The sequence below is a fragment of the Bifidobacterium sp. B4079 genome (assembly GCF_026537385.1).
Taxonomy (GTDB): Bacteria; Actinomycetota; Actinomycetes; order Actinomycetales; family Bifidobacteriaceae; genus Bombiscardovia; species Bombiscardovia asteroides_I.
In genome coordinates this window covers 13,208-34,868 of record NZ_JAFNMH010000002.1, presented here as the reverse complement: position 1 = coordinate 34,868, position 21,661 = coordinate 13,208, and the positions used below count along the sequence as shown (strand labels likewise).

Genomic DNA, 21,661 nt, shown 5'->3' with positions numbered 1-21,661 from the left:
CCATAATGGCCGTCCCCTTCATAGTAGCGGAAGGGAATCATCAATGAAGTTACCAGGAGAAGCAAAGGCCTGGGCGGGTCGGCTCCAGCGTCTGGCTCCGGGAATGGCCCGCAGGGCGGCGGCTGTGGCTGTGGCGGGTGCCACGCTGTTGGCCGGGGCGCCTATGGCGTTCGCCGGGGGCGGCGCCGGGAGCGGCGGCGACAATAACAGCGGCTCGCATTCGGGCCAGTTCGCGCAGTCTTGGGCCTACCGGGACAATGATAACGGCGGCTTCGGCGGCGCGGACCGGGCTGCGGTACAGGCTGCGGCGCAGGCGATGGGCGTTACCATCGGGTCCGGCGCGTCGGCGTGGGGGACCATCGACAAGGCTGTGAACGAGGCCAACGGCAACTGCCTGGCTCGTTTCAATGAGGCCCATCCCGACCAGTACGGCCAGGGTCAATGCCGCACGGTGGCTGTGGGCATGGTCACCACCCCTGGCAAGGTCTACCAGGGGCTGGACCGCGCCAGCCACTCCATCTGGATGGATCATTGGGCCGATACCGTGGTAGGCAAAACCTTCAGCAACCACGGGGCAGCTTATACTACTGTGGACAATTTCCAGGATCAGCCCGGCACTACGGTCAATTCACTTGCTGAACAGTATGCGGGTGATGCCACGCATACGTCGGTCGTGGTGATCATGCTGAACCAGTATGAGCCGAAGCCGGCGAATTATCGTCTGCAGGTGTCGACGGATCAGCAGTCGCCGCAGGCGATGAAGGTGGGCTCAACCGATGCGGTTCAGGATGTGGTTCATGCTTCTGCTTCAGGCTCCCCGATCCGGGAGAATGTGAATGCGACGGTGGTCATGCATTATGATGGCCAGCCTGACGGGTATGTGGGCGCGAAGCAGGCGGTGAAGAACGTCACCCTGCCTAATCAGGGTGATGCGCGTGTTGGTTTCGCTCCGGCTGATTTCGGCTTGGCTCATTGGCAGGAGGGCCGGTACTGGTTCGACGTGCAGGTGCCCAAGCAGGGCCGCATGGATGGGGCGGTGGACACCCCGGACCGTGACCCGCGCGAGCAGTTCAACGTGTCGGCGGTGCCGCCTCCCGCCCCGGTGAAGAGGATCCAGAAGGGCACGTCGGCTGATCGTATGGTCAACCGGACGACGATCACGACGGGCACGGGCCGTGGCGGCTACGAGCTGCATTTGCGCGACCGGATCGACCCGCATGGTGTCCCGTATTCCGTGGAGCATCTGGCCATCAGGGATGCGACCGACGGGCGGGACCTGTCGGGCGAGTTCACGATGTCCTGGGACCAGTCGGCCAACCTGGTGAAGGCGGACCGGACTCCTGACAAGGGGGAGATGCCCTTGGACCACACGGTCGAGTGGAGTTTCGACGTGCGCGTGTCCAAGCCTGATTTCAGCAAGGTGAGCGATCATGCGACGGCGGCCTGGAACAAGCGGCCGGCCGTGGACACGGGAAGCAAGGAGTTCCCGACCTGGCGCCCCCAGCCGGACAAGTCCTGGGTCCTGTGGGACAAGGCGAGCAAGCAGTGGAAGGCGGTGATCGACCCGGAGCGCACAAACAGGACCGGGGCCGACGAGCACCGGTTCCTGGACGGCGACCGGGTGGCGTCCGTGGTGAACGCCACGGTGGCGGCCGATCTGATCGAGGCTCCCGAACGGTTCGAGGTCGGTGACGACTGGTCACGCGCCTCCTACATCTTCAAGGCGGACGACGTGTCCGGGATCCGCGTCTACCAGGCCAAGGCCGGCTCGGACCGGTCTTCTTCGGTCAGCGACATCGCCAGCCGGGGCAAGGACGTCACCAGCCAGTTCACGATCACGATGGACGGCACGCATGCCGTGGCTAAGGCCAAGTCGGCCTACCTTGCCGGCTTGAAGGGCATGGCGGACCCCCTGCAGGTGTCGATGCTGGTGCCCGGGTCGATCAGCTTTGCACGCGGCAAGGGCGCGGCCCAGGTGCGCCGGGACTTCGGCAGGCAGCCCGGCGACGAGCTGGACTTCTGCCAGGCGCCTGGCACGGGCGGCGGCACCGGCGCGGATCTGACCAACAGCGCCTACGAGCAGGTCAATACGCACCGGATCGACACGAACGAGCCCAGGATCTGCGGATACGTGCCCCCGGTCAAGAAGGACGTAGTGTCCGAGGCCAGCCAAGGCGGCGACCAGGACAGCGTGGATGGCAAGGTCGTCTACCCCGGCCAGAAGGTCGAATACCAGCTGACCACCCAGCCCAAGCTGCCGGGCCTGCTGGCCTACCAGGGCGAACGGGTGATCCTCACGGACACGTACGACCAGTGGCTGAAGGTCGATAAGCAGACCCTGGAGCTGATGGACCTGAACACCGGCCGGGTGATTCCCAAGAGCAAGTACAGCACGAAGTGGGACGACGAGCATCACATGGTGCAGGTCGTGTTCACCGACCAGGCCCTGATCGGCCAATGGAAGGCTTCCGGGAACCCGCGCATTCAGCTGCGCTTCGAGGGCACGATCGACAGGAAGGCCCCCACGGACCACAAGGTGGGCAACCAGTGGATGCTGACGGTCAACAACAGCCTGACCCCCAGCAACGAGGTGTTCAACACGCCCCCGAAGCTGGAGCCGGTCAAGAAGGTGGTCAGTTCCAAGGACCAGAGCATCAGCATCGACGGGAAGACCCTCCTGCTGGGCGACACCGGCTACTACCGGGTCACGCTCGACGCCCGTCAGACCAACCAGGCCTACAAGGTGTGGAAGCTGGGCATCATCGACGCCGTCGAGGACGAGTACCTGTCCATCGACCAGTCCAGGATCCAGGTGCAGGGCTTCGACGGCAAGGACTACACCAAAGCCTTCAACATCCAGGTCAAGGACGGCATCGTGTACGCGTTCGCCAGGACCGTGGACACGAAGATCCCCGCGACGGGCGAAACCGTCAAGGGCGACCCCCAGCCCACGGATCTGCAGGCCTATGCCGCGTCCGACCGGCATGACCCCCTGCTGGACCCGGCCATCGACCAGGGTCTGCTCGGCCGCACCTACGACCTGGTGCTGCCCTTCAAGGTCATCAAGGTCACCCCGGGTCATGTGGTGAAGAACACGGCCACACAGGTCACCAACAACATCCGGAAGGCGACCAACGAGGTGAGCACCCCGTTGGCGCCGCTGAACCCGAAAAAGGATGTGGTGGTCAAGGTCGGCGGGGAAAGCGCCAGCGGTCACAGCATCTACAAAGGCTCGCTCTTCCTGTACCAGTTGGATTCGAGCATCCTGCCGGCCGACCGGGCATACACCCAGGCCGACATGTGGCGCATCGAGGACCAGCTTGACCCGAGCGTGGACCAGTACACGGGCCAGTGGGCCGTGTACGCGGCCCGCGACCTGTACAAGGACGGGCATGTGCTGGCCGGCAAGGGCGAGAGGATCGCCGGCTCCGGCTTCGATTCGAAGAAGCTGGGCGGCAAAATGTTCACCCTCGAGCAGGACCAGTCGGGCAAGGTGACCGTCCAGGCCACCGGCTTGTACCGGTCCCTGGTGTCCGCGTCGGGCGACCGTGAGGTGGGCTGGAGCGCCTACATCCAATGCAAGCGGCTCAAGGTCGTGGACCATCACGAGAACCGGTTCACGGAGTACTACAACGACAAGGTGATCCCCTCGAACGTCGTATGGACCCGCACCCCGGACATGACCCCCAGGCTGAGGATCGTGAAGTTCGACACCAAGTCGGGCCTGCCCAAGGGCGACCGGAACAGCCCCAAGGAGGCCTTGACGGTGCATGGGGATACGGACATCACCGCCCGCATCTACAACGATTCGGGCACTGATCCGGACACGGGCCTGGGGCACGTCTATCTCGGCCGTGACCTGCACCCGGAGGACGCCACCATCGCCGGCGACGGTGATGTGGTGGACTGGCAGTACCCGGACGGGTGGGCCGACTACCCGCTCAAGCCCGGCAAGTACGTGGACATCCACGGCACTTTGAAGGGTGTCACGGACCACCACACGGACAGGGTGAAGGTGACCGGCACGCCGCTGGCGCCCTGCGTGGTCCCCGGCGATGACAAGCCGTTCGACCCGAAGGACCCGGACGCGAAGCCCGCCAACCAGGCTCCTAAGGATGCGGTCATGATCGACGGGGTGGCCATGTGCAGGGACACCCCCGTGCAGTCCAACACCGACGACTGGAACGGCAAGGTCGAGCATCTGGCCATCACCGGCTCCGCCGTCATCTGGATCCTGCTGGCCGGCATGGTGCTGCTGGCAGGCGGCGGCCTCTTTGTGTGGACGATCCGCCGGGACGCCCAGGGGCGCGAGCACCTGTACGCCGCCGTCGCCCAACCGGCCCTGGCCCACGCCCTTGGCGAGGACCAGGACGGCCCGGACAGCCGGCGGGACGGGCAGCCCCGCTGAGCATGCATGATCCGCGCCCTTGAAAGGGCGCGGACCCCCTGATTCCTCCCGCCCGGGGCTCTTCCTCTTCCCTCTCCCGGACGGGCCCGGCGGAAGCCCGGCGGCCTGCCATCCCTTCATCAGGCCGCCGGCCGCCCCGCCACCACTTTCCGGAAACTGTTTTCGCGGCCCATCGTAGGGTCCGCGTGAAAGGACCATATCAATCATGAGTGCATTGTTCGAGAACCGTCCCGCCCGGACGGACCTGATGCGCGGCGAGGACGCCATGCCCGACGCGACCCTGCTGGAATGCCTGCAACGGCCGTTCCTCCTGTATGCCCGCGCCCGGGGGCGGGCCTGCCGCAAGGAGATCTGGGTGTTCAACATCTGGTACGCCTTCATGTCCGGCATCCTGTCCGGCTTGTTCCACAGGGGGATCCTGGCCATCATCCCCCTGCTGTGGGGCCTGGCGTGCATCATCCCCTCCATCACCTTGGAGATCCGGCGGCTGCACGACCTGCTCCTGTCCGGCTGGCTGCTGGTCGTGCCCTACCTGTTCGATATCCTGGCCATCATCCTCCTGGCCAACACGCTCATGGCCTTGCTCGAAGGCGACGAGCCCATGGGATCCATGATCCCCGGCATGTTCATGCTCCTGGCCGCCGTGGTCTGCCAGCTGTTCATCCTGTGCTGGCCCTCCCGGTACAATCCGGCCCGAACTGTCATCGTTGAGCACGTATACCCCAGCGCTCAGGCCATGCCCAACAACCAGGCCATGCCCAACAATCAGGCCATGCCAAACAATCAGGCCAACCAATGGGACGGGCAGCCCCGCTGACGGCATCCGCGCCGCGCACGTGCGCGGCGCCCCTTTGAATGCTTCCCTGCCGGGTTTTCTTGGCGGCCTTCTACCTCTTGGTTGCCTCTATTTTCTCGCCCCGGCAGGGGCGCCACCCCCCTCTCGGGGATGGCTGGATACACCGGCGGCCGGGCTACCTTCCCGCCGCCGATGCCTCATTCTTCCCGTCGGCGTCCTGGCCGACGCAGACGGGATGACCGTGGCCCTCAGTCCAAATCTGGCCACGGATCAACGAAGCGGCCGACGATCTCTTGTTCCTTTATCCGGTCGCCGGCCGCTTCGTTTCTTTTATTTGTTCAGCAATGTTAGGAGTAGAGATGTTCCATTCGTTTCATCTGGCCGCGACCGCCGTCATGGCTGCGGCCCGCCCCGTCGCCTTGTGGATGAGGGCCCTGCCGTACCGGCTCGCGTCCAGGGTGACGATGGCCGCCGACGGCAATCAGCTGTTTGGCGAGGCCAAGGGCACCATGGTCACCTGGGTCACCATCGGCGGGGGCCTGTGGCTGGTCTGGGGGGTGGTCTCTTTCGCCAGTGCGCTGGACGACCAGAACGGCCCGGACATGAAGCGCGGCATGTGGAAGATCATCGGCGGCGCCATGGTCATGGTCGCGGCCCAGATCTTCAACCGGGTGGCCTGACATGACGGTCCTGGTTCTGGCCAATGGCATGTCGGACACCTGTGTGTCCCTGTTGAATGCAATAGGGTCCGGGGTCGGGGACGATACGGTCAACAAACTGCTGCAGAGCCCGGTCAAGTACAACAAGGGGTTGTACGATGCGAGCATCAACATCGCCAACGGCGCGGTGAAGCCCGTGGCGATGATGGTGCTTTCTGTGGTGATGATCCTGGAGTTCGTTCGTATCACGTCCACAGCTGACGGGGATGACGAGTTGGGCGCCAGGATGGTGGCCATGGCCATGTTCAAGGGATCAGTCGTGGTCATGGCCATAGAGAACGCCGACATGTTCGTGAAGCTGATCGACTACCTGGTCGGTCTGATGACGGGCGGCTTCAGCGGCGTGGCGAGGCTGGAGGCCGTACAGCAGGCAGCCGGCCTGGGTGATCAGATGCGCAAGCCCATCGAGGACGGGGGATGGGGCACCCAGGTGGCGTGCATCGTCCTGCTGATTATCCCGTTCGTGGTCTCGAAGCTGGCCGAGGTGATCGTGACGGTGGTCATCATGCTGGTGTTCGTCCAGTTCTACATGCTGACGTGTTTCAACCCGCTCCCGCTGGCCTTCCTGTGCAATCCGGAGACCAAGACGATGGGGGTGGGGTATTTCAAGAGCTATGCGGCCGTGGGATTGCGTGGCGCCTGCCTGTGGCTGGGGATCTACCTGTACCGGGTGATGGTCAAGGGGGTCATGAGCACAAGCAGCTACAAGGACGGCGACTCGGTGTCTGGGTGGATCGTGGGCAATTTCGGCCAGCTGATGATGGCCAGCCTGCTGCTGCTCGGGATGGTGCTGATCGCCCAGCAGACCTCGCGGGCCGTTTCCGGCGGCGAGTGATAGGAGCGGATCATGTTGCAGATGCCCGTGTACCGGGAAGTGAGCACGGTCGAACCGAAGGTGTTCTTCGGCCTGACCTGGAGGCAGTGTTTGGCCGGCATCCTGATGGTCGCTGTGTGCATTCCGGCGTATCTGTATCTGTGGCTGCGCCTTGGAGTGCCCAGCAGTCAGGCCAGCTGGGTCGTCCTGCCGTTCGCCCTGCCGTTGGCGGCGTATGGGTGGTGGCGGCCCAGGGGGCTGAAGCCTGAGAAGTACCTCGTGTATGTGGTCCGCCACTGGACCACTCCCAGGACCGTGCTCCTGGATGGCCCGGCGGGTATGCCGGCTTCGCCGGCAAAGCCAAGCATGAAGGAGAGGTGAACTGTGTTCGGCAGGAAAATATGGGGTCATGGCCGCAAGGAGGCGCCGCAGAAAGCGGCCAAGCCCGACCGCAGGCAGCTGAAGACGGCCAAGGGGATGCTGGGCTTCGATTCTATGTTGAAGAGCGGCATCGTCTACCTGGGGGGCAACCGGTGGTCCGTGACGTTGCTGATCAGCGACATCAACTACGAGATCTCCCCGGAGGACCACCAGCTGGACATCATCGACCGGTGGGCGGGGCTGCTGAACGGCTTCGGGGCTGGCGAGAGCCTGCAGATCAATGTGCATGCGCGCACCAAGGGCGTCGAGAAGATGCTTGAGGAGTGCGAGATGCCCGACAGGGGGGACCGGTACGACGTGCTCCGGCGGGACTACAACCGCAATCTGCGGCACCTGCTTCGTTCGGCAACCACGAACACGGACACGGTGAAGACGCTGACGGTGACCATCGAGGACAGCGACGGGACCAGGGCGACCACGACCCTGAACCGCATGGCCATGCGGCTCACGTCGCAGTTGAACGCCATTGACGGGTGCAAGGCCACCCGTCTTGTCCGCAAGGACCGCCTGCGCCTGATGTTCGAGACGCTGCGCCCCTATGACGATTTCACCTTCACCGAGGAGCGGATGGCCTCGTCGCGCACCAGCGTGAAGGACTGGATCTGCCCGTGGGCCATCACCCGCAAGGGGTCCAAGACCCTGGTCCTGGAGTCGATGGGCCGCGAGACCTGGCACCGGTGCCTGTGGATAGGTGAGTTCCCGCCGGAGCTGTCGGACCAGCTGCTCAGCAGCATAGCCGGCATCAAGGCCCACATCGAGGTGTCGGTGCATCTGGAGCCCTATGACAAGACCGAGGGCCTGACTATCGTCAAGCGACGGGACGCGGAGCTGGACATGGAGATTAGCGACCGGAGGAAGAAGGCCGAGAAGGAGCACCTGCCGCCCGACATGATCCCCGCCGACCTGCAGGAGGACAAGGACCAGATCACGGCCCTTCGCGCGGACCTGCAGCATTCCAACCAGCGGCTGGTGAACACGATCATCGTGGTGGGGGTCAGCGCTGACAGCAGGGAGGCCCTGGACCAGACGTGCCGGGACGTGATAGCGGCGGCCGCGCGCCAGTCCTGCAAGGCGGAGACCCTGTCCTACATGCAGCCCGAGGGGCTTGTGGCCGAGCTGCCGCTGGGCCGTGACCCGTTGCCGATGAAGCGCACCCTGACCACAAACGCTGCGGCCATCCTCGTCCCGTTCGCCGCGCGGGAGGCCTACACGCCTGGCGGCATCGTCTACGGGCGGAACGCCCGTTCCGGCAATCTGATCGCCATTGACCGGCGTCGCGGCATGAACGCCAACGGGGTGTTCCTGGGCACGTCGGGCGGCGGCAAGAGCTTCACGGTCAAGTCGGAGATGGCCGGGGTGTTCCTGGGGCGGGAGGACGACATCATCGTGATAGACCCCGAACGCGAGTACCTGCCGTTGTGCGATGCGTTCGGCGGGTCGCGCATCGAGGTGAGCGCCGGCGGCCGGGACGTCATCAACCCCATGGACCTGGAGCTCGACGTGGACTCCTCCGACGTGGTGGACGCCGTGGCCGAGAAGGCGGCGGTGGTCACCAACATGGTGGGCGGCCTGCTGGGCGGCAGGTCCGGCCTGGACAAGGTCGAGGTGGGTCTTGTGGACCGGTGCGCCATGCTCCTGTTCCGTGAATTCCGCGATCGGGGCGGGACCGGCGACCAGCCCACGCTCCTGGACCTGTTCGAGGCGCTGGAGGCCACGGGCGAACCCAAGGGGCATGACCTCGCCATAGGCCTGGAGCAGTACGCGAAAGGCAGCCTGTCCGGGTTCAACGGGCAGACGAACGTGGACCTCGGCAACCGGTTCACGGTCTTTGACGTGCACAACCTGAGCGGCGAGCTGATGACGTTCGGCATGATGGTCATCATGGACCAGGTGTGGAACCGGGTGAGGAGCAACCGGGCCGCCGGCCGGCGCACCTGGCTGTACATCGACGAGTTCCACCGGTTCTTCGGCAACGCCTACGCCAGTGAGCAGTTCCTGGACATCTGGAAGCGGGCCAGGAAGTACGGGCTCGGGGTGACGGGCATCACCCAGGACATCGAGGACATGCTGGGGGACGAGTCGGCCCGCAAGATGCTGTCCAACTCGGACTTCCTGGTCCTTCTGGAGCAGACGCCCTCGGACGCGGACGCCCTTCAGGACCTCCTGAAGCTCAGCGACGAGGAGCGCGCCTATTTCACCGGGGTCATGCCCGGTCAGGGGCTCATGAAGGTGGATACGGCCTATGTGCCGTTCGACGGCCGCATCCCCGATGACGGCGAGCTGTACAGGCTGTTCGATACGGAGTTCACGGACTGATGGCGGCCCGCATCCAGCCCGGCGGCGCCCCCTCGGACGCGCTCCGCGCCGCAAGGCGCGGTTCCGGCGCCCGCAGGTCGGGCGTGTCCGGGGCCGTCAGGAAGGGCCGCATCGCCGGCCGCTCCTCCGTACGACGCGGGAATCTCTCCGGACAACGCAAGCCGTCCCGGCCGGGATCGAGGGGCGGGCGCGAGGGCGCGGCCCGCCCCTCGCCGCGCGGCAGGATACGTAAATGGTCCGATTCGCTGGCGCGTAGCGGCCGCAAGGCCGTGGACAGGGGTGGCGCCGTCGCGTATGCCGGCGCCGCCGACGGGGACGATGGGGCGGAGGGCGCCACCGCCCTGCAGGTGGGCCGGGGGGCGTCGCGGCTGGCCTTGTCCGGCGTCCGCAGGTCGGGCGGGGCCGCCGTCTCGGCAGGGCGTGCGTCCGGCAGGAGGGCGGCCGCCCTGGTGCGCCGTGGCGGTTCGGCGGCTCACCGGGGCGCCAGGCAGGTGCGCAGGACGGCGGAAAGGGCGGCCGAGCAGGCCGTCAGGATCGTCCGTCAGGCGGTCTCCCGTACCGCGCGTGCAGCGCAGGCCGTGGCCGGCGCCGTGGGCGGCCAGGCGCTGGCGGCGGCCGCCGGCGTCATGGCGGTGGCCTTGGTGCTGGCGGCGGTCATGTCATGGATGGCCACCAGCAGGCAGCCGAAGATCTCCAACGTGCCGGCCGAGTATCAGGCCGACGTGGAGCGGGCCGGCACGGTGTGCCCGGTGATCACGTCCCCGCTGATAGCCGCGCAGATCGAGGCGGAGTCCAACTGGAACCCGAATGCCGGCTCCCCGGCCGGCGCGCAGGGCATCGCCCAGTTCATGCCCGGCACCTGGGCGTCCGTCGGGCTGGACGGCGACGGGGACGGCAGGGCAGACATACTGAACCCCCACGATGCGATCTGGACCCAGGCGCATTACATGTGCTCCCTGGCCACGCAGATGCAGTCCTATCTCGACCAGGGCAGGGTGCACGGGGACGTGGCGGACCTGGCCCTGGCCGCGTACAACGCCGGCTCGGGCGCGGTCCTGGCGGCCGGCGGCATCCCCGCGTATGCGGAGACCCGGGCGTATGTGGCCCGGATCAGGAGCCTCATGGTCAAGTACCAGGGGGAGGGCGACGACGATGATTCGGGCGGCTCCGCCGGCCAGCTGAAGCCTCCCCTGGTCATGTATTCGGACGGCTGGCACGTAAACACGGCCGCCACGGGCACGGACGAGGGCGCGGCCCCGACCTATGACAGGTTCCAGTGCACCTGGTGGGCGGCCATACGGCGGGCGCAGATCGGCAAGCCCGTGGACCCGTTCATGGGCAACGGCGCGCAGTGGGCCGGCAAGGCCCGCTCCCTGGGCTGGCAGGTGTCGTCCAGGCCCTCGCCGGGCGACGTCATGTGCTTCCAGGGCGGCGTGCACGGCAGTAGCCCCGCCTATGGGCATGTGGCCGTGGTCGAAGCCGTGAACGGTGACGGGTCCATCCTGATCAGCCAGTCCGGCACGGGGTGGATGGCCGTGGTCACGGAGACCATCAGCGCGGCCCAGCTCGTCGGGTTCGGCGGCGGGGTCTCCTTCATCAAATAGAGGGGAAAGGATCTAATATGCCCAGGAATACGAAACTGACAGTCTACTTGGCGTTTCTTGCGGCCCTGATTGTCCTTGGGGCCGGATTGCTGATTTCGGACCTGTCCGATAACTGGTCGCCACGGGCGTCGCAGGAGCCATTCCCCTACTCCACATCGAGGGCAGCCAAGCCGCGGCCGTCAAGGACGGCCCGGCCGAAACCCCGGCCCGGCGGGTCCGTGGCGTCCACGGCCTCCGCCGCATGCACGGATCTGGCGCCCAGGACGCTCAAGGCGTACATGGGCGAGGACCGGTCCAAGCTGAAAGGCTCCTGGTTCACCACCGACGCGCAGGGCCTGGACGTGCCGGCCTCCGGTATCGCCCGCCAGCCGCTCGATAAGTTCACCGGCACCATGAACACCGGTTCGGACCGGTCCACGGCCGTGTGCAGCGTCTGGACCGGCCTGGAGTCCCCCTGGGTCATCCAGTACCGGTATACGAACGAAGCGGGCTGGCTGGCGGTCATGGTCCAGGGGCCGGCCGAGGGCGCGTACTCTCTTCCCGCCAGGCCGAAGCCGTGACCGGGGCGTTGTCGGGCAGGGAGTCGCCCGAGGATCTGTACCGGATGGCCTTGGACCCGGAGTACTGGGACCGGATAGGTGAGCTGGCGGCGTCACCCGCCGCCTGGCCCGATTTCAGCCGCTGGGCCGAGAAGGCGGCCCAACTCGGCCCGGAGCTGGCCGGGGAGCCGCCCGAACCCCCGGCCCGGTCACGCTCGATCTGGCCGTTCCGCCGCCGGCGACCCGGCACGCCGCCGGCCCCCGCTCCGGATCGGAACGCCGAGACCGCACAGATCCTTCCGGTCACGGCTCCAGCCGTGGAACCGTCCGTGGCGGAGGGCGAAAGGCCGCGCAGGGCCCTGCGCGGCATCGCTCGTGGTCTGGCCAGGCCCCTGGCGCTCATCCTCGCGGCATCCCTCCTGGCCGGCGCCGGCTGCATCGCCGTGAACCATACGATGCGCCTCAGGGAGGAACGGACCGCCCAGATCGAGCGCGACCGGCGCCGCGAGGGGGCGGCCCGGCTGGCCGCGTCCAGGAGGGACGCGGAGGATCTGTTGAAGAAGGTCGCCGCCAGCCCGGTCGCGGGCGATGACGCGCTGGCCCGCCCCCAGGCGCAGGTCAGGCAGGCCCTCGATGATGCCCGGGGTGCCGGCCAGGCCGGGCGCATCGAGCAGGCCCGTGCACGGCTGGCCAAGGTGTGGGGGTCGCTCATGGACGCCCGGGCGAAGGAGACGGCCAAGACGCTGAAGGGGCTGATCGCCAGGGCCGACGCCCTGGGGTCGGCGCCCGACTCTGCCGACCACCGGTCCCTGACCGGCCTGGCCGGCGCGTGGCGCGGCCGCGAGGTCGGACGCGGCAACCTGGACAAGGCCCTGAAGGCCAATGACGACCTGGATCGTCTGGCCGCGTCGGTGGAGGCCGACCGGGACCGTCAGGCCCGGGAGCATGCGGAGGCCGAAGCCCGGGGGAAGGCCCGGCCCGGGCCGCAGCCGCAGCCCGGGCAGCCTCTGCAGGAGCGCCAGGGGCCGGAGGTGCCACGGCATCAGGGCGGGCAGAGCAATGCCCCGCCCGCCGGAGGCGGCGCGGGGCAGGATGGGGGCAGGTCGTCATGGCCGGTGCCGGCCCCATCGGCTCCGGATACCGGGCTCCCCGACCGGGACCCCGGCCTGTGACATGGGCTGCCAGCCCGGCGTGTGGCTCAGGCTGGACCTGGGCCTGGCCACCGGCCGCTCAGGGTCGGTCTTGGCGCTGAGGAACGGCTTGACGCCGCGTAGCAGGTAGATGCACCGGTCGTCGGGGAGCTTGCCGATCTCGTCCGGGGTGAGCAATTCCCGGCCGGTGCGCCGGTTGTTGACGGTGAAGGATCCGTGGCTGCCTTTGGTGACGTTGTTGTCGCGCAGGTCGATGGTCTCCTTGCCCAGGAGCCCGGAGAGCCATTTGGGGGTGGTCTCGTCGCCCTTGCCGACGCCCAGGCACAGGATCGAGTCGCAGTTGCCCACGATGGTCTCCCAGTTGTCCTTGTAGTGGGCCTTGATCTGGGCGAGGTCCTGCAGGATGACGCTCACGGAGATCCACCGGCCCCGGATGGTGCCTATCAGCTGCTCGAAGTTGGGGATCTGGCCGATGTTGGCGAACTCGTCGAGGAAGCAGTGCAGCGGCACCTGCAGGTGGCCCTCCGGGCCGTGGTCGGCGGCGTAGATGGTGTGCTCGAACAGCATCTGGTAGAGGATGGCGGCCAGGAAGTTGAAGGTCCTGTTCGTGTCGGGCAGGACCAGGAAGAGAGCCGTGCGCCCCGGCCTGCAGAACTCGTCCAGGCCGATGGTGTCCGTGCCGTCCAGGCCGCCCAGGAGGGCGCGCACCTGGGGGACCTGCATGGGGGCGAGGCGCACTCCTGCGCTGATGATGATGCTCTTCTTGGTCTCGCCGGCGCCCTGCTCGAATGTGCGGTACTGGGCGGTGGCGAAGTCCAGCCCGTCCACGATCCGGTGCACCTGGTCGTCCCACTCGTCGGGGTGGGCGCGCACCTCCAGGATCATGTCGCGGGACGCGGCCATGCGTGCGTCCACCTCGCTCGTGGCCTGCTCGTCCTCCTCGCTGGCCTGCATGGCGGCCACCAGGTCGATCATGGCCGGCATGGACGGGTGGTCGGCCGTGTAGTACACGTAGGTGAGCAGCGCATTGTAGAGGGCCTTCTCGGCCTTGGTCCAGAACTGGTCGCCGCCCCCGCTGGCATTCTGCCGCTCCTCGGTGTTGCGGATCAGGTTGTCGGCCAGGAGCATGATGGACTCCTCCGGCTTGTCCGGGTTGATGTAGGCCATGGGGTTGAACCGGTCGCCGGCGGCCAGGTCCACCAGGTCGAGCTTGTGGACCGTGTACCCCCGCTCCTTGAGCCGGCGGGCGCAGGAGCGGTAGATCTCGCCCTTGGGGTCGGTGACCGCGTAGTTCATGTTCATGCGCAGCATGTTGGGTCTGACGTAGCCTCTGGTCTTGCCGGAGCCCGATCCGCCGATCACGGCCACGTTGAGGTTGCGGCGGGTGGCGTTCACGTCCAGGCTCAGGGCCTCGGTGGCGGTCATCTGCAGGTTCTCGACCGGCTCCGGGTCGCAGTAGGGCTCGATGTCCCGCTCTTTGCCCCATTCGGCCGACCCGTACTCCTCCCGGTCCCGGTAGTTCTTGCGGTCGATCCACTTGTAGAGCCAGGCGACCCCCACGGCGGCCGCCCCGGCGAGGCCGGCCAGCATGTCGGTCCGGTCGAGGCTGAGCCTGAGCGGGTCCCGGTACAGGATCTCGGGCGCCTTCTGCAGGGTGTCCGCCAGGGGCAGGCCGGCGGCGTTGAGGCTGCGGGCCTGCATGCATACGAGGTCGGCCGCCCAGAAGGCGGCCAGGACGGTGATCATGATCATTGCTTGTCTGCGGTGGCGCATGGCTGCTTTGTCCTTTCCTGCGTCCTGGCTTGGGTGCGGCCGCGCCGGCGGGCGGGGCTCTCCTTGCCGTGTCTGATGTATTCGCTGGCGAGGTCCGCCATCCGGTCCAGGAAATCCTCCCGGTCCAGCAGGGCGGGGACCTCCATGGTGTCCGGTGCGTCCTGCGCCTGCATCTGGGTGGTGTCCGTCCCCTGCTGGGCGAGATGGTGGTTCTCTCCGGTGTCGCCTGGTTCGGGCGCCGGGAGCGGCAGTGCGGTGGCCATCCGTCCCTGGTCGGCCAGGAGGGCGTCGCTCCGGCCGGCCATGATGGCCGCCAGCCGGCCGATGGGGGTGTCCGGGTCGATGGTCCGGACGGGGACGGCCCCCATGCCGGCCAGCCGGCCGGTCTGGGGGCCGGGGTGGGCGGTCACCAGCAGGGTGGCGCCCGCTGTGGGGTCAATCGGCATGGGGGCCGTCCAGACTGGTGTCGCAGCAGATGATCTCGGCCGTGAGCACCGATTGCCCGTCCTCCTCGCCGGCGGCGCCGACGACCAGGAGCGTGTCCATCTGGCGGGCCTGGTGGCTCTTCAGGTAGCGTGCGAGGTCGTGGCCGGCCTTGACCCTGAGGGTGAGCTCCTGCCCGTCGGGCTGGGTGAGCACCAGGTCGAAGTCGGCGCCCTCCTGCCCGTACCGTGGGTCCGTGAGCAGTTGGCCGGCCAGCCATACGCGCACTGGTTCGTTCTCCTGCATGGTCAGCGCCGCCCCCTGGAGTGTTCGTGCTCCTGTGCCTTCACGGACGGCGCCTGCTGCTGCATCCGGCTGTCGGTCCGGCGCACGAGGTCGGACAGGAAGTTGTTCTTCCCGGCCGGCTCGGGCCGTCCGGACATCCGGCCGGCGTCTGCTGCGGGTCGGTGCGGTTCCTGCCGGGCCGGCTGCAGGGCCTGGGCCTTCTCCCGGATCATGTCGGCGGTGTCCTTCATGATCTCTGCGGTTGCGGCGGCCCTGACCTCCTTGCTGAAAGCGGGGCCGCCGGGCAGGGGTCCTTGTGGCCCGTTGTACCGTTCGGCGGCCTTGTCGGTGACCCGTTGCATGACCTCCCGCGTGTGTTCCGGGTCGTAATGGCCTGCGGCCATGTCCTGGGCGGCCCTGTCGGTCACCGATTTTATGGCGCTCCAGGTCTTCTCGTCGTTCTGCGCGTAGGTGGCCAGCTCGTGGGGCATGTCCTGGGCGGCCACGGGCGGTTCGGTGGCGGGAGCCCGCCGTTGGGGCACGGGGCCCGGCATCCCCTCGAAGCGGCGCCCGGCGCCCTGCCGGGTGTCGTCGCGGGCGCCCGGGTTCTCCTGGCCGGGCCGTGCGGCGTGCTCCTCCTTCCAGGCCTGCAGGTGGGCCTTGATGCCCTTGACGAGCTCCCAGGGGCCGTCGAGCCGGAGGGTCTGCCGGTCGGCGCCCTTGCCTTTGAAGAGCTCCACCCGCTTGTCGGTCGGGAAGCTGAGGGTGACGCGCCGGCCGTTGGCCTTGGCCTGGCGCATGGCTTCGGACATGAACCTGTCGAAGGCGTATCCGGAGACGTCTATGCCGTTGACCTTGGTGCCCTGGGGCATGGAGACGATGGCCTTCTCGAAGGTGCGCCCGTCCTTGGCGGTCAGCTGGTAGGGGTGCACGTACTGGGAGGGTATGTTGACCCTGGCCCATTCGGTTTTCGGTGCGCTCTTGTCGGGCGCGTCCCGGTCCAGGGTCTGTTCCTGCGCGTATTCGCGGATGCGTTCCGCTACGCCGTTCGCGATTCGGTTTATCTGGGATGCGTCCAGTGTGGCGGGCTGGTCCTGGTCTTGTTCATACTGGCTGATGCCGGACAGGGCGATGGCCATGGCCACGTCTTTGACGCCCTGGTCGTCTTCCGCCAACGGCTCCGGGTTGTCGCGCCGTGATGCGGCCAGCCCTTCGGCGTACCCTTCCAGGCGCGCGTTGAGGCGTTCGTTGTTGTCGATGGTGCCCAGGATTTGTTGCACCTGGTCGTACTGCGGTTGTTCCGCCATGGTTGTTCCTTTCGTTGGCGTCCCTTCATGGGGCGTTGGTGTTTCCGGCCCGGAGAGGGCCGCTTCGGTGATCCGCCTGGCCAGCCGGTCCCATCGGGGTGCGGGGGTCCCGTCGCCCATGCGGATCTGCGGGTGTTCCCCCTGCCGGACGATGCCGGCCTGGGTGTAGCCGGGTTCGGCTATGGGGCCGAGGGCGGCTGGATAGCGGACCTCCTGCTGGTAGATGTGGATCAGGCGGGCGCTTTCGGCCATCATCCGCTGCTCGTCCATGGGCCCGGGGGCGGCCCGTTCGGGGTCCCGCGTGCTGCTGATGGTCGTGACGGCCGGCCGGCCGTTCTGGGTTTCGTACTGCAGGTGGGCGAAGTCGTAGGCGGCGCCTTGGGGCGAATCGAGGTCATGCCAGGCCACGACGTGCACATCCACGCCGTTCTCCTCAAGCGCCCAGGCGAAGGGTCTGCGCATCGCGTCCAGAGCCTCCTGCAGGTATGAGACGCGCACCAGGTCCGGGTCCGTGGCGGCTTGCCTGGCCACGGCTTCGTTCATGGCGTCGCGCCACCCGTTGGCGAGGCGCCCGCCCCGGATGGGGTCCTGCAGGGCGATGGGCCCGGAGATGCTGGCCCCTTGTGCAGTGACCGGCCGGTCGTCGTGTCTTGCCAGGTCGAAGGCGGCCGCTCCGAGCACCCGGTCGGCGTACACCTCGGTGGGGCCGCGCAGTTCGGGGTCGATGGGATTGGGCATGGTCCATGATCCTGCCGGGGCAAGCTCGCCGGTGTCCTCGTCGGCGGTGTAGGAGCGGATCAGGATGGTGTTCGGATCGATGCGCAGGCCGGCCTGGTCCCCCCATGCGGTCATGGGCTGGACGATGCGCAGGGTGTCGTCCTGGATGATCCAGCCGATGGGGGTGTCCTCGCGCTCCTGCATCCGGATGTCGTTGATGGCGTCCTGCATGCGTGCGGTCATGCCGCGCCGGGTTTCGGGGCTCATGAGCGTCCTCTCCTGTGCTTGATGACGCGCTTGGGGGCGTTCCTGTTTTCGGTGAGTTTGCGCTCCGTCTGCTTGTTGAGCATGGCCAGGAAATCGTCGCGGCCTTTCTTACCGGCCTGGCCGAGTTTCTCCTTGCCGGTCCTGGAGTTTCCGGCGTCCGTGCGGCTGCGGGAGGGGGCGGCGTGCTGGGTGGCCGTGCTACGGGCCTGCTGCCTGTCCAGACCGGCCTGTCTAGGCGTGCCGACTATCCGTATCTGGTCGGGTTCGTCGGGTTCCAGGGGGTCGGCCATGCGGGCGGGCGAGGGGACGGTCTCCGCAGGGCCGGCGTGCTCCGGATTGTCGCGGGCTGAGGATGATGGATCGCACAACTGTTCGTAGTTGTCCACGCGCCCGGTGCTGAAGTGCTCTACCTTCTCCGCGTAGGAGTCGATGAAGGACCGCACGGCAGGAACGTAAGAGACGTCGAAGGTGAAGCTTTGCTGTTCCTCGCCAGGCCCAGGGTCCTGCGTGTAGGGGACGTGCAGATGGTCGAGGTTGTTGCTGATGATCTCGGCGCCCCGATCCCATTCCACGGTGTTGAAGATCATGGTGAAGGGTTCGGACTGATCGGCTTTTCCGTCGTGGGTCGGCATATGCCGACCCGCTTGTTCCAATGCCTGTCTTGCCTCGGGACCTCCGTCCGGGGCGGTGCGTTGGACGGTGATGGCATCGGGGTCGAGCTCCAGCCCGATGCTGCGGAAGGCGCGGCTGACGGCGTGCTGGACATGGTCGAGGTCGCGGCCGCGGAAGTGCAGGTAGTGGTCTTCGCCGTCGTGCTCGATGGCGAAGTCCAGGCCGGCCTTTTTGAGGCTGTGGCTGACGGCGCGCAGGCTTTCCCTGTCCAGCCTGAGCTCGTGGATGTCGCCGCCGGCGACTCGTTGGAGTCTTCTCTCGTTCATGTGGCCGCTGTCCATATGGCGCTTGGCGGCGCCCACCCCTTTGCTGACGGTCCACCCGCCCGCTCCGGCCAGCTGTTCGGCCAGGCGGCCGCTGACCCTGACGGTGAGCCGGGCCGCGTCGGCGGCGGCCTGCTGGCCGACCGACGCGATCCTGGAGGATACCTGTTCCTCTGCTGTCATAGTTGTCTCCTTTCAGGCCGTCAGAAGCGGCGGCCGTGTTTACGTGTCCTTTGCCTGGTGGTGTCCCGGCCCCGGCCCTCGTCCTTCCTTTCCATGCGTCGGGAGAGGCGTTTGAGGGCGGCCAGGTCGGTTTCGAGCCGGCCCAGGCGCCGGTCGCGGGCATCCACGTCGCGCAGGATCTCCCGCGCCTCCTCGGTGCCGTCGCCGGCGAGGTCCGAGGCGGCCACGACGCGGGCCTGGAAGTCGGCGCGTTCGTCGCGCACTTGTCGTTCCAGCCGGTCGATGGCGGCATCCAGGCCCCCGTCCCCTGTAGCCCATTTGCGGGCCGTGCTGAGCTGTCTCGCCATGTCGCGCAGCTGGTCGAGCCGGCGGCCTTGGATGGCGTAGTAGCGGCGTTGGGCCTCGCTGACCCCGGGTGTGATGGGCAGCCGGGTCTTGGTGAGGCTGGCCAGGCTCATGTCGGGCGCGGCAAAGTGCGTGTAGAGTCCTTCCGGCCGGGTGGTGCGCAGGTAGCGTCCCCTCCGGTCGGTGATGGTCTGATCGTTGTCCACGCCGATGTAAGCCCTCCAGGTGCGGCCGGCGTGCACACAGCGGTCCAGGGGGACGGTGATGGTCTCGCCCCGGCGGGTGCCGGGCAGGTAGACGGTGACCGACTCCTTGCCGCGTCGGGCTATGAGCTTGGTGTCGAAGCTGACCTGGATGACCTGGGCGCGGGAGAGCTTGGCCATGATGTTGTGTTCGTCGTATGCCTGGCCGAGGCGCAGGTCCCGTATCTTCAGCCCGCTCCTGGTGTCGGTGTAGGTCAGGTGGCGGCCTCTGACGGTGACCTCGATGCCCGCCCTGCGGGCGCGTTCGGTGAAGTCCTGGAAGCTGCCGGCGTGGGCGGCGGCGAGGTCCAGCGAGGTGCGCATGCGGTCCTTGATGCCGTCGCCGCGCACGCCCGAGTAGATCTCCTCCAGGCTTCTCCCGTGGCGTTCGACCTTGGGCTTGCGGATGACGCCGAGCCCGTTCTCCCGGCACAGCCGGTCGCTGGTGTCGCGCCATGCGCCGAGGGTGTTTTTCTGCATGCGCAGCATGGTGTGGGTGGCATCGCTGGCGTTGCAGATGACGATGTGGTTGTGGATGTGGCGCCGGTCGGTGTGGGTGGCGATCACGTACTTGTGCTGGCCGTGGGTGATCTCCTCGACGAAGGCGACGCCGATGCGGTGCGCCTGTTCGGGGGTGATGTCGTCCTCCGGGTCGAAGCTCTGGATGACGTGCCGGCCGAGGACGGTGCCCTGGCGGATGCCGAAGCGAGTGGCCTCCAGGTCGTCGGTCATGGCGCGGGCAAGCGCGTCCGGGTCCATGCTCTGTTCGTAGTTGCTGCTGACAAGCTGGCCGTCCCGTGTCTTGTCGGGGTTGATGATGTAGCGGACGGTCTTGGCCAGTCCGGTTTTGACGCTTTTCACCTTGACGACGGCCATCAGTGCCAGCCTTCGGCGGCGGCCTGGGTGAAGTCGTGGTGCAGGCCGAGGAGGATGGCCCGGATGCGGTCCATGCCCTGCATGAGTTCGGCCACCTGCTCTGGGGTGATGGCGCCGGTGGCGTTGGCCGTGTGGGCTATCTGGTTGATGTTGTTGCCGATGCGGGCGATGTCCGGGCGGAAGGCGGCCGGGTCGGTGGCCACGCGCACGGTGTGCACGCTGCCGTGCATGAGCATGTCGCGCGCGAACCCCATGTAGGTGGCGTAGCCGCGTCCTCCCTTGACCAGGTTGTACAGCTCACGTGACTGCTCCCACTCGTCGTGGGAGAAGGTGATCTCCTTGCGCACGGGGCGGGTTGTTGACCTGTCTGTGCTCATGCCTGGCCGCCTCCGGCGCATATGGGGTACGGGTCTCCCGTCGCTGTCCGGCGGAGCCGGCAAGCAGCAAATGTCCGGACATTTGCTATGCTTGCTAACCCCAAACCCGTCGGGTTTGGGGATGGCTTTTCTTCTACGTGGGCAGGTCGTCTGCCGGGCCGGTCGTGACCGGTCGGCCGGTTGCACCCCGTTTCTGTGGGAATCATCGTTACCCTCGTTTCGTGTCGGCTACAGGTTCGCCCCGTGTGAGCGGAAAACGGGGTGCAACTGAGGAATTTCCGGAAGGAGAAGCATGAAGCTATCGAAGGCCCAGAGCGATTGGGTGAAGCAGCTGGTCGAGGAGTCCACGGCGCGTGAGCGTGACGAATTGAAGCGCAAGGAGGAGGCGATGACGGGGTTCGCTTCCGCTTTGGTGGCGTGGCGTGAATCTACCGAAAAGGTGCGGCGCGCGTGGGCCGCGTACAAGGCCGGGACCGGTGAGGGCCGCAAGTCGGCGGCGGAGCGTCTGCACATCGACAACGCCGAGCAGAACATCATCATGGCGCCGCCGGTCCCGGCCGGGTCTCCGGCCGGGACCGGCCCGTCGGAAGGCGGGTCGGCTTCGGGTCCGGTGCGTCCCTTGGACGTGCCGGACCTGGACGGTCCTGCGGCGGCGTGACCTCCCCTCCCCTGCCCGGCCCCCTGATGGGGGCCGGGCTTTTTTCAGTGGACCCAGCAGGGTGAGACCTTGGCCGTGGTTGCTTTGAGCATGGGCTGGGCCATCCGGTTCCACGGGTCGTCTTGTAAGGGGCGGCCGGCCCTTTCTTATGCCCGCCCGTTTCGCCCGTCGAGCCACAGCAGGGTCGCTTGCAGGGCGAGGACGTTGGTTTGGGTGTTCGGGTTGGTGGCGGCCACGGTGTCGAGGAGTGCCACGGCCTGTGTGACACGCCCGGCCGGGATGGTTCTCACGGGCGAGTAGAGAGCCCTGTAGGCGATGGAACTGGCCCTGACGTCGTTCTCGGTGATGTACGCAGCGAGGTCGCTGTCCTCGATGGCCGGGTCAACGACGATGAAGAGGAACCCGTCCCTGCATCGTGCGCTGGTGTTGATGATTTTATCGATTCGTTCGGCCTGAGCCCAGATGAGCGCTGTCTGCTCGTCCAT

The 21,661-nt window shown here is 67.2% G+C and carries 18 protein-coding genes; 10 read left to right on the top strand and 8 right to left on the bottom strand.

Annotated elements, in window-relative coordinates; all coding sequences use genetic code 11:
• Positions 1 to 43: 43 nt before the first annotated feature.
• From J3T95_RS04780 to J3T95_RS04740, 9 genes are all read left to right on the top strand, one after another.
• Entirely contained in the window at positions 44 to 4,408 is a 4,365-nt protein-coding gene (locus J3T95_RS04780) for an LPXTG cell wall anchor domain-containing protein (protein ID WP_267450624.1), read from the top strand.
• Positions 4,409 to 4,613: 205 nt separating this feature from the next.
• On the top strand, positions 4,614 to 5,225 hold the full coding sequence (locus J3T95_RS04775; RefSeq protein WP_267450623.1) for a DUF805 domain-containing protein: 612 nt from the start codon (positions 4,614 to 4,616) through the stop codon (positions 5,223 to 5,225).
• A gap of 338 nt (positions 5,226 to 5,563) precedes the next feature.
• Positions 5,564 to 5,884, top strand: a complete 321-nt coding sequence (locus J3T95_RS04770) for a hypothetical protein (RefSeq protein WP_267450622.1) — start codon at positions 5,564 to 5,566, stop codon at positions 5,882 to 5,884.
• A gap of 1 nt (position 5,885) precedes the next feature.
• Positions 5,886 to 6,758, top strand: a complete 873-nt coding sequence (locus tag J3T95_RS04765) for a hypothetical protein (RefSeq protein ID WP_267450621.1) — start codon at positions 5,886 to 5,888, stop codon at positions 6,756 to 6,758.
• A gap of 12 nt (positions 6,759 to 6,770) precedes the next feature.
• The gene (locus J3T95_RS04760) at positions 6,771 to 7,118 is read left to right on the top strand and encodes a PrgI family protein (protein ID WP_267450620.1); all 348 of its coding nucleotides are present in this window, start codon (positions 6,771 to 6,773) and stop codon (positions 7,116 to 7,118) included.
• Between the two features lie 3 nt (positions 7,119 to 7,121).
• Positions 7,122 to 9,494 (top strand): VirB4-like conjugal transfer ATPase, CD1110 family, encoded by a 2,373-nt coding sequence (locus J3T95_RS04755; RefSeq protein WP_267450619.1) that lies wholly within the window; start codon positions 7,122 to 7,124, stop codon positions 9,492 to 9,494.
• A gap of 269 nt (positions 9,495 to 9,763) precedes the next feature.
• The gene (locus J3T95_RS04750; RefSeq protein WP_267450618.1) at positions 9,764 to 11,098 is read left to right on the top strand and encodes a lytic transglycosylase domain-containing protein; all 1,335 of its coding nucleotides are present in this window, start codon (positions 9,764 to 9,766) and stop codon (positions 11,096 to 11,098) included.
• 17 nt (positions 11,099 to 11,115) lie between these two features.
• The gene (locus J3T95_RS04745; protein ID WP_267450617.1) at positions 11,116 to 11,658 is read left to right on the top strand and encodes a hypothetical protein; all 543 of its coding nucleotides are present in this window, start codon (positions 11,116 to 11,118) and stop codon (positions 11,656 to 11,658) included.
• Positions 11,655 to 12,809, top strand: coding sequence for a hypothetical protein (locus J3T95_RS04740; protein WP_267450616.1), 1,155 nt, complete (start codon positions 11,655 to 11,657; stop codon positions 12,807 to 12,809). The genes J3T95_RS04745 and J3T95_RS04740 overlap by 4 nt, the downstream gene beginning before the upstream one ends.
• On the opposite strand, the gene J3T95_RS04735 is transcribed toward J3T95_RS04740, so the two are convergent.
• The 7 genes from J3T95_RS04735 to J3T95_RS04705 are packed head-to-tail and all read right to left on the bottom strand — an operon-like array spanning position 12,744 to position 20,518.
• On the bottom strand, positions 12,744 to 14,561 hold the full coding sequence (locus J3T95_RS04735) for a VirD4-like conjugal transfer protein, CD1115 family (protein ID WP_267457963.1): 1,818 nt from the start codon (positions 14,559 to 14,561) through the stop codon (positions 12,744 to 12,746). The genes J3T95_RS04740 and J3T95_RS04735 overlap by 66 nt on opposite strands.
• On the bottom strand, positions 14,537 to 15,007 hold the full coding sequence (locus J3T95_RS04730; RefSeq protein ID WP_267450614.1) for a hypothetical protein: 471 nt from the start codon (positions 15,005 to 15,007) through the stop codon (positions 14,537 to 14,539). Before J3T95_RS04730 ends, J3T95_RS04735 begins: the two co-directional genes overlap by 25 nt.
• Positions 14,997 to 15,290, bottom strand: a complete 294-nt coding sequence (locus J3T95_RS04725; RefSeq protein ID WP_267450613.1) for a hypothetical protein — start codon at positions 15,288 to 15,290, stop codon at positions 14,997 to 14,999. The genes J3T95_RS04730 and J3T95_RS04725 overlap by 11 nt, the downstream gene beginning before the upstream one ends.
• A gap of 2 nt (positions 15,291 to 15,292) precedes the next feature.
• Positions 15,293 to 17,560, bottom strand: a complete 2,268-nt coding sequence (locus J3T95_RS04720; protein WP_267450612.1) for a hypothetical protein — start codon at positions 17,558 to 17,560, stop codon at positions 15,293 to 15,295.
• Positions 17,557 to 18,678 (bottom strand): DUF3801 domain-containing protein, encoded by a 1,122-nt coding sequence (locus J3T95_RS04715; protein WP_267450611.1) that lies wholly within the window; start codon positions 18,676 to 18,678, stop codon positions 17,557 to 17,559. Before J3T95_RS04715 ends, J3T95_RS04720 begins: the two co-directional genes overlap by 4 nt.
• Before the next feature lie 20 nt (positions 18,679 to 18,698).
• On the bottom strand, positions 18,699 to 20,141 hold the full coding sequence (locus J3T95_RS04710; RefSeq protein ID WP_267450610.1) for a relaxase/mobilization nuclease domain-containing protein: 1,443 nt from the start codon (positions 20,139 to 20,141) through the stop codon (positions 18,699 to 18,701).
• Positions 20,141 to 20,518: a MobC family plasmid mobilization relaxosome protein gene (locus J3T95_RS04705; RefSeq protein ID WP_267450609.1), complete on the bottom strand. Its 378-nt coding sequence runs from the start codon at positions 20,516 to 20,518 to the stop codon at positions 20,141 to 20,143. Before J3T95_RS04705 ends, J3T95_RS04710 begins: the two co-directional genes overlap by 1 nt.
• Positions 20,519 to 20,810: 292 nt before the next feature.
• Between J3T95_RS04705 and J3T95_RS04700 the strand changes: the two genes are divergently transcribed.
• Positions 20,811 to 21,176 (top strand): hypothetical protein, encoded by a 366-nt coding sequence (locus J3T95_RS04700; RefSeq protein ID WP_267450608.1) that lies wholly within the window; start codon positions 20,811 to 20,813, stop codon positions 21,174 to 21,176.
• 146 nt (positions 21,177 to 21,322) lie between these two features.
• Here the strand turns inward: J3T95_RS04700 and J3T95_RS04695 are convergent, their stop codons facing one another.
• Complete coding sequence (locus J3T95_RS04695; RefSeq protein WP_267450607.1) at positions 21,323 to 21,661, bottom strand: hypothetical protein; 339 nt, start codon at positions 21,659 to 21,661, stop codon at positions 21,323 to 21,325.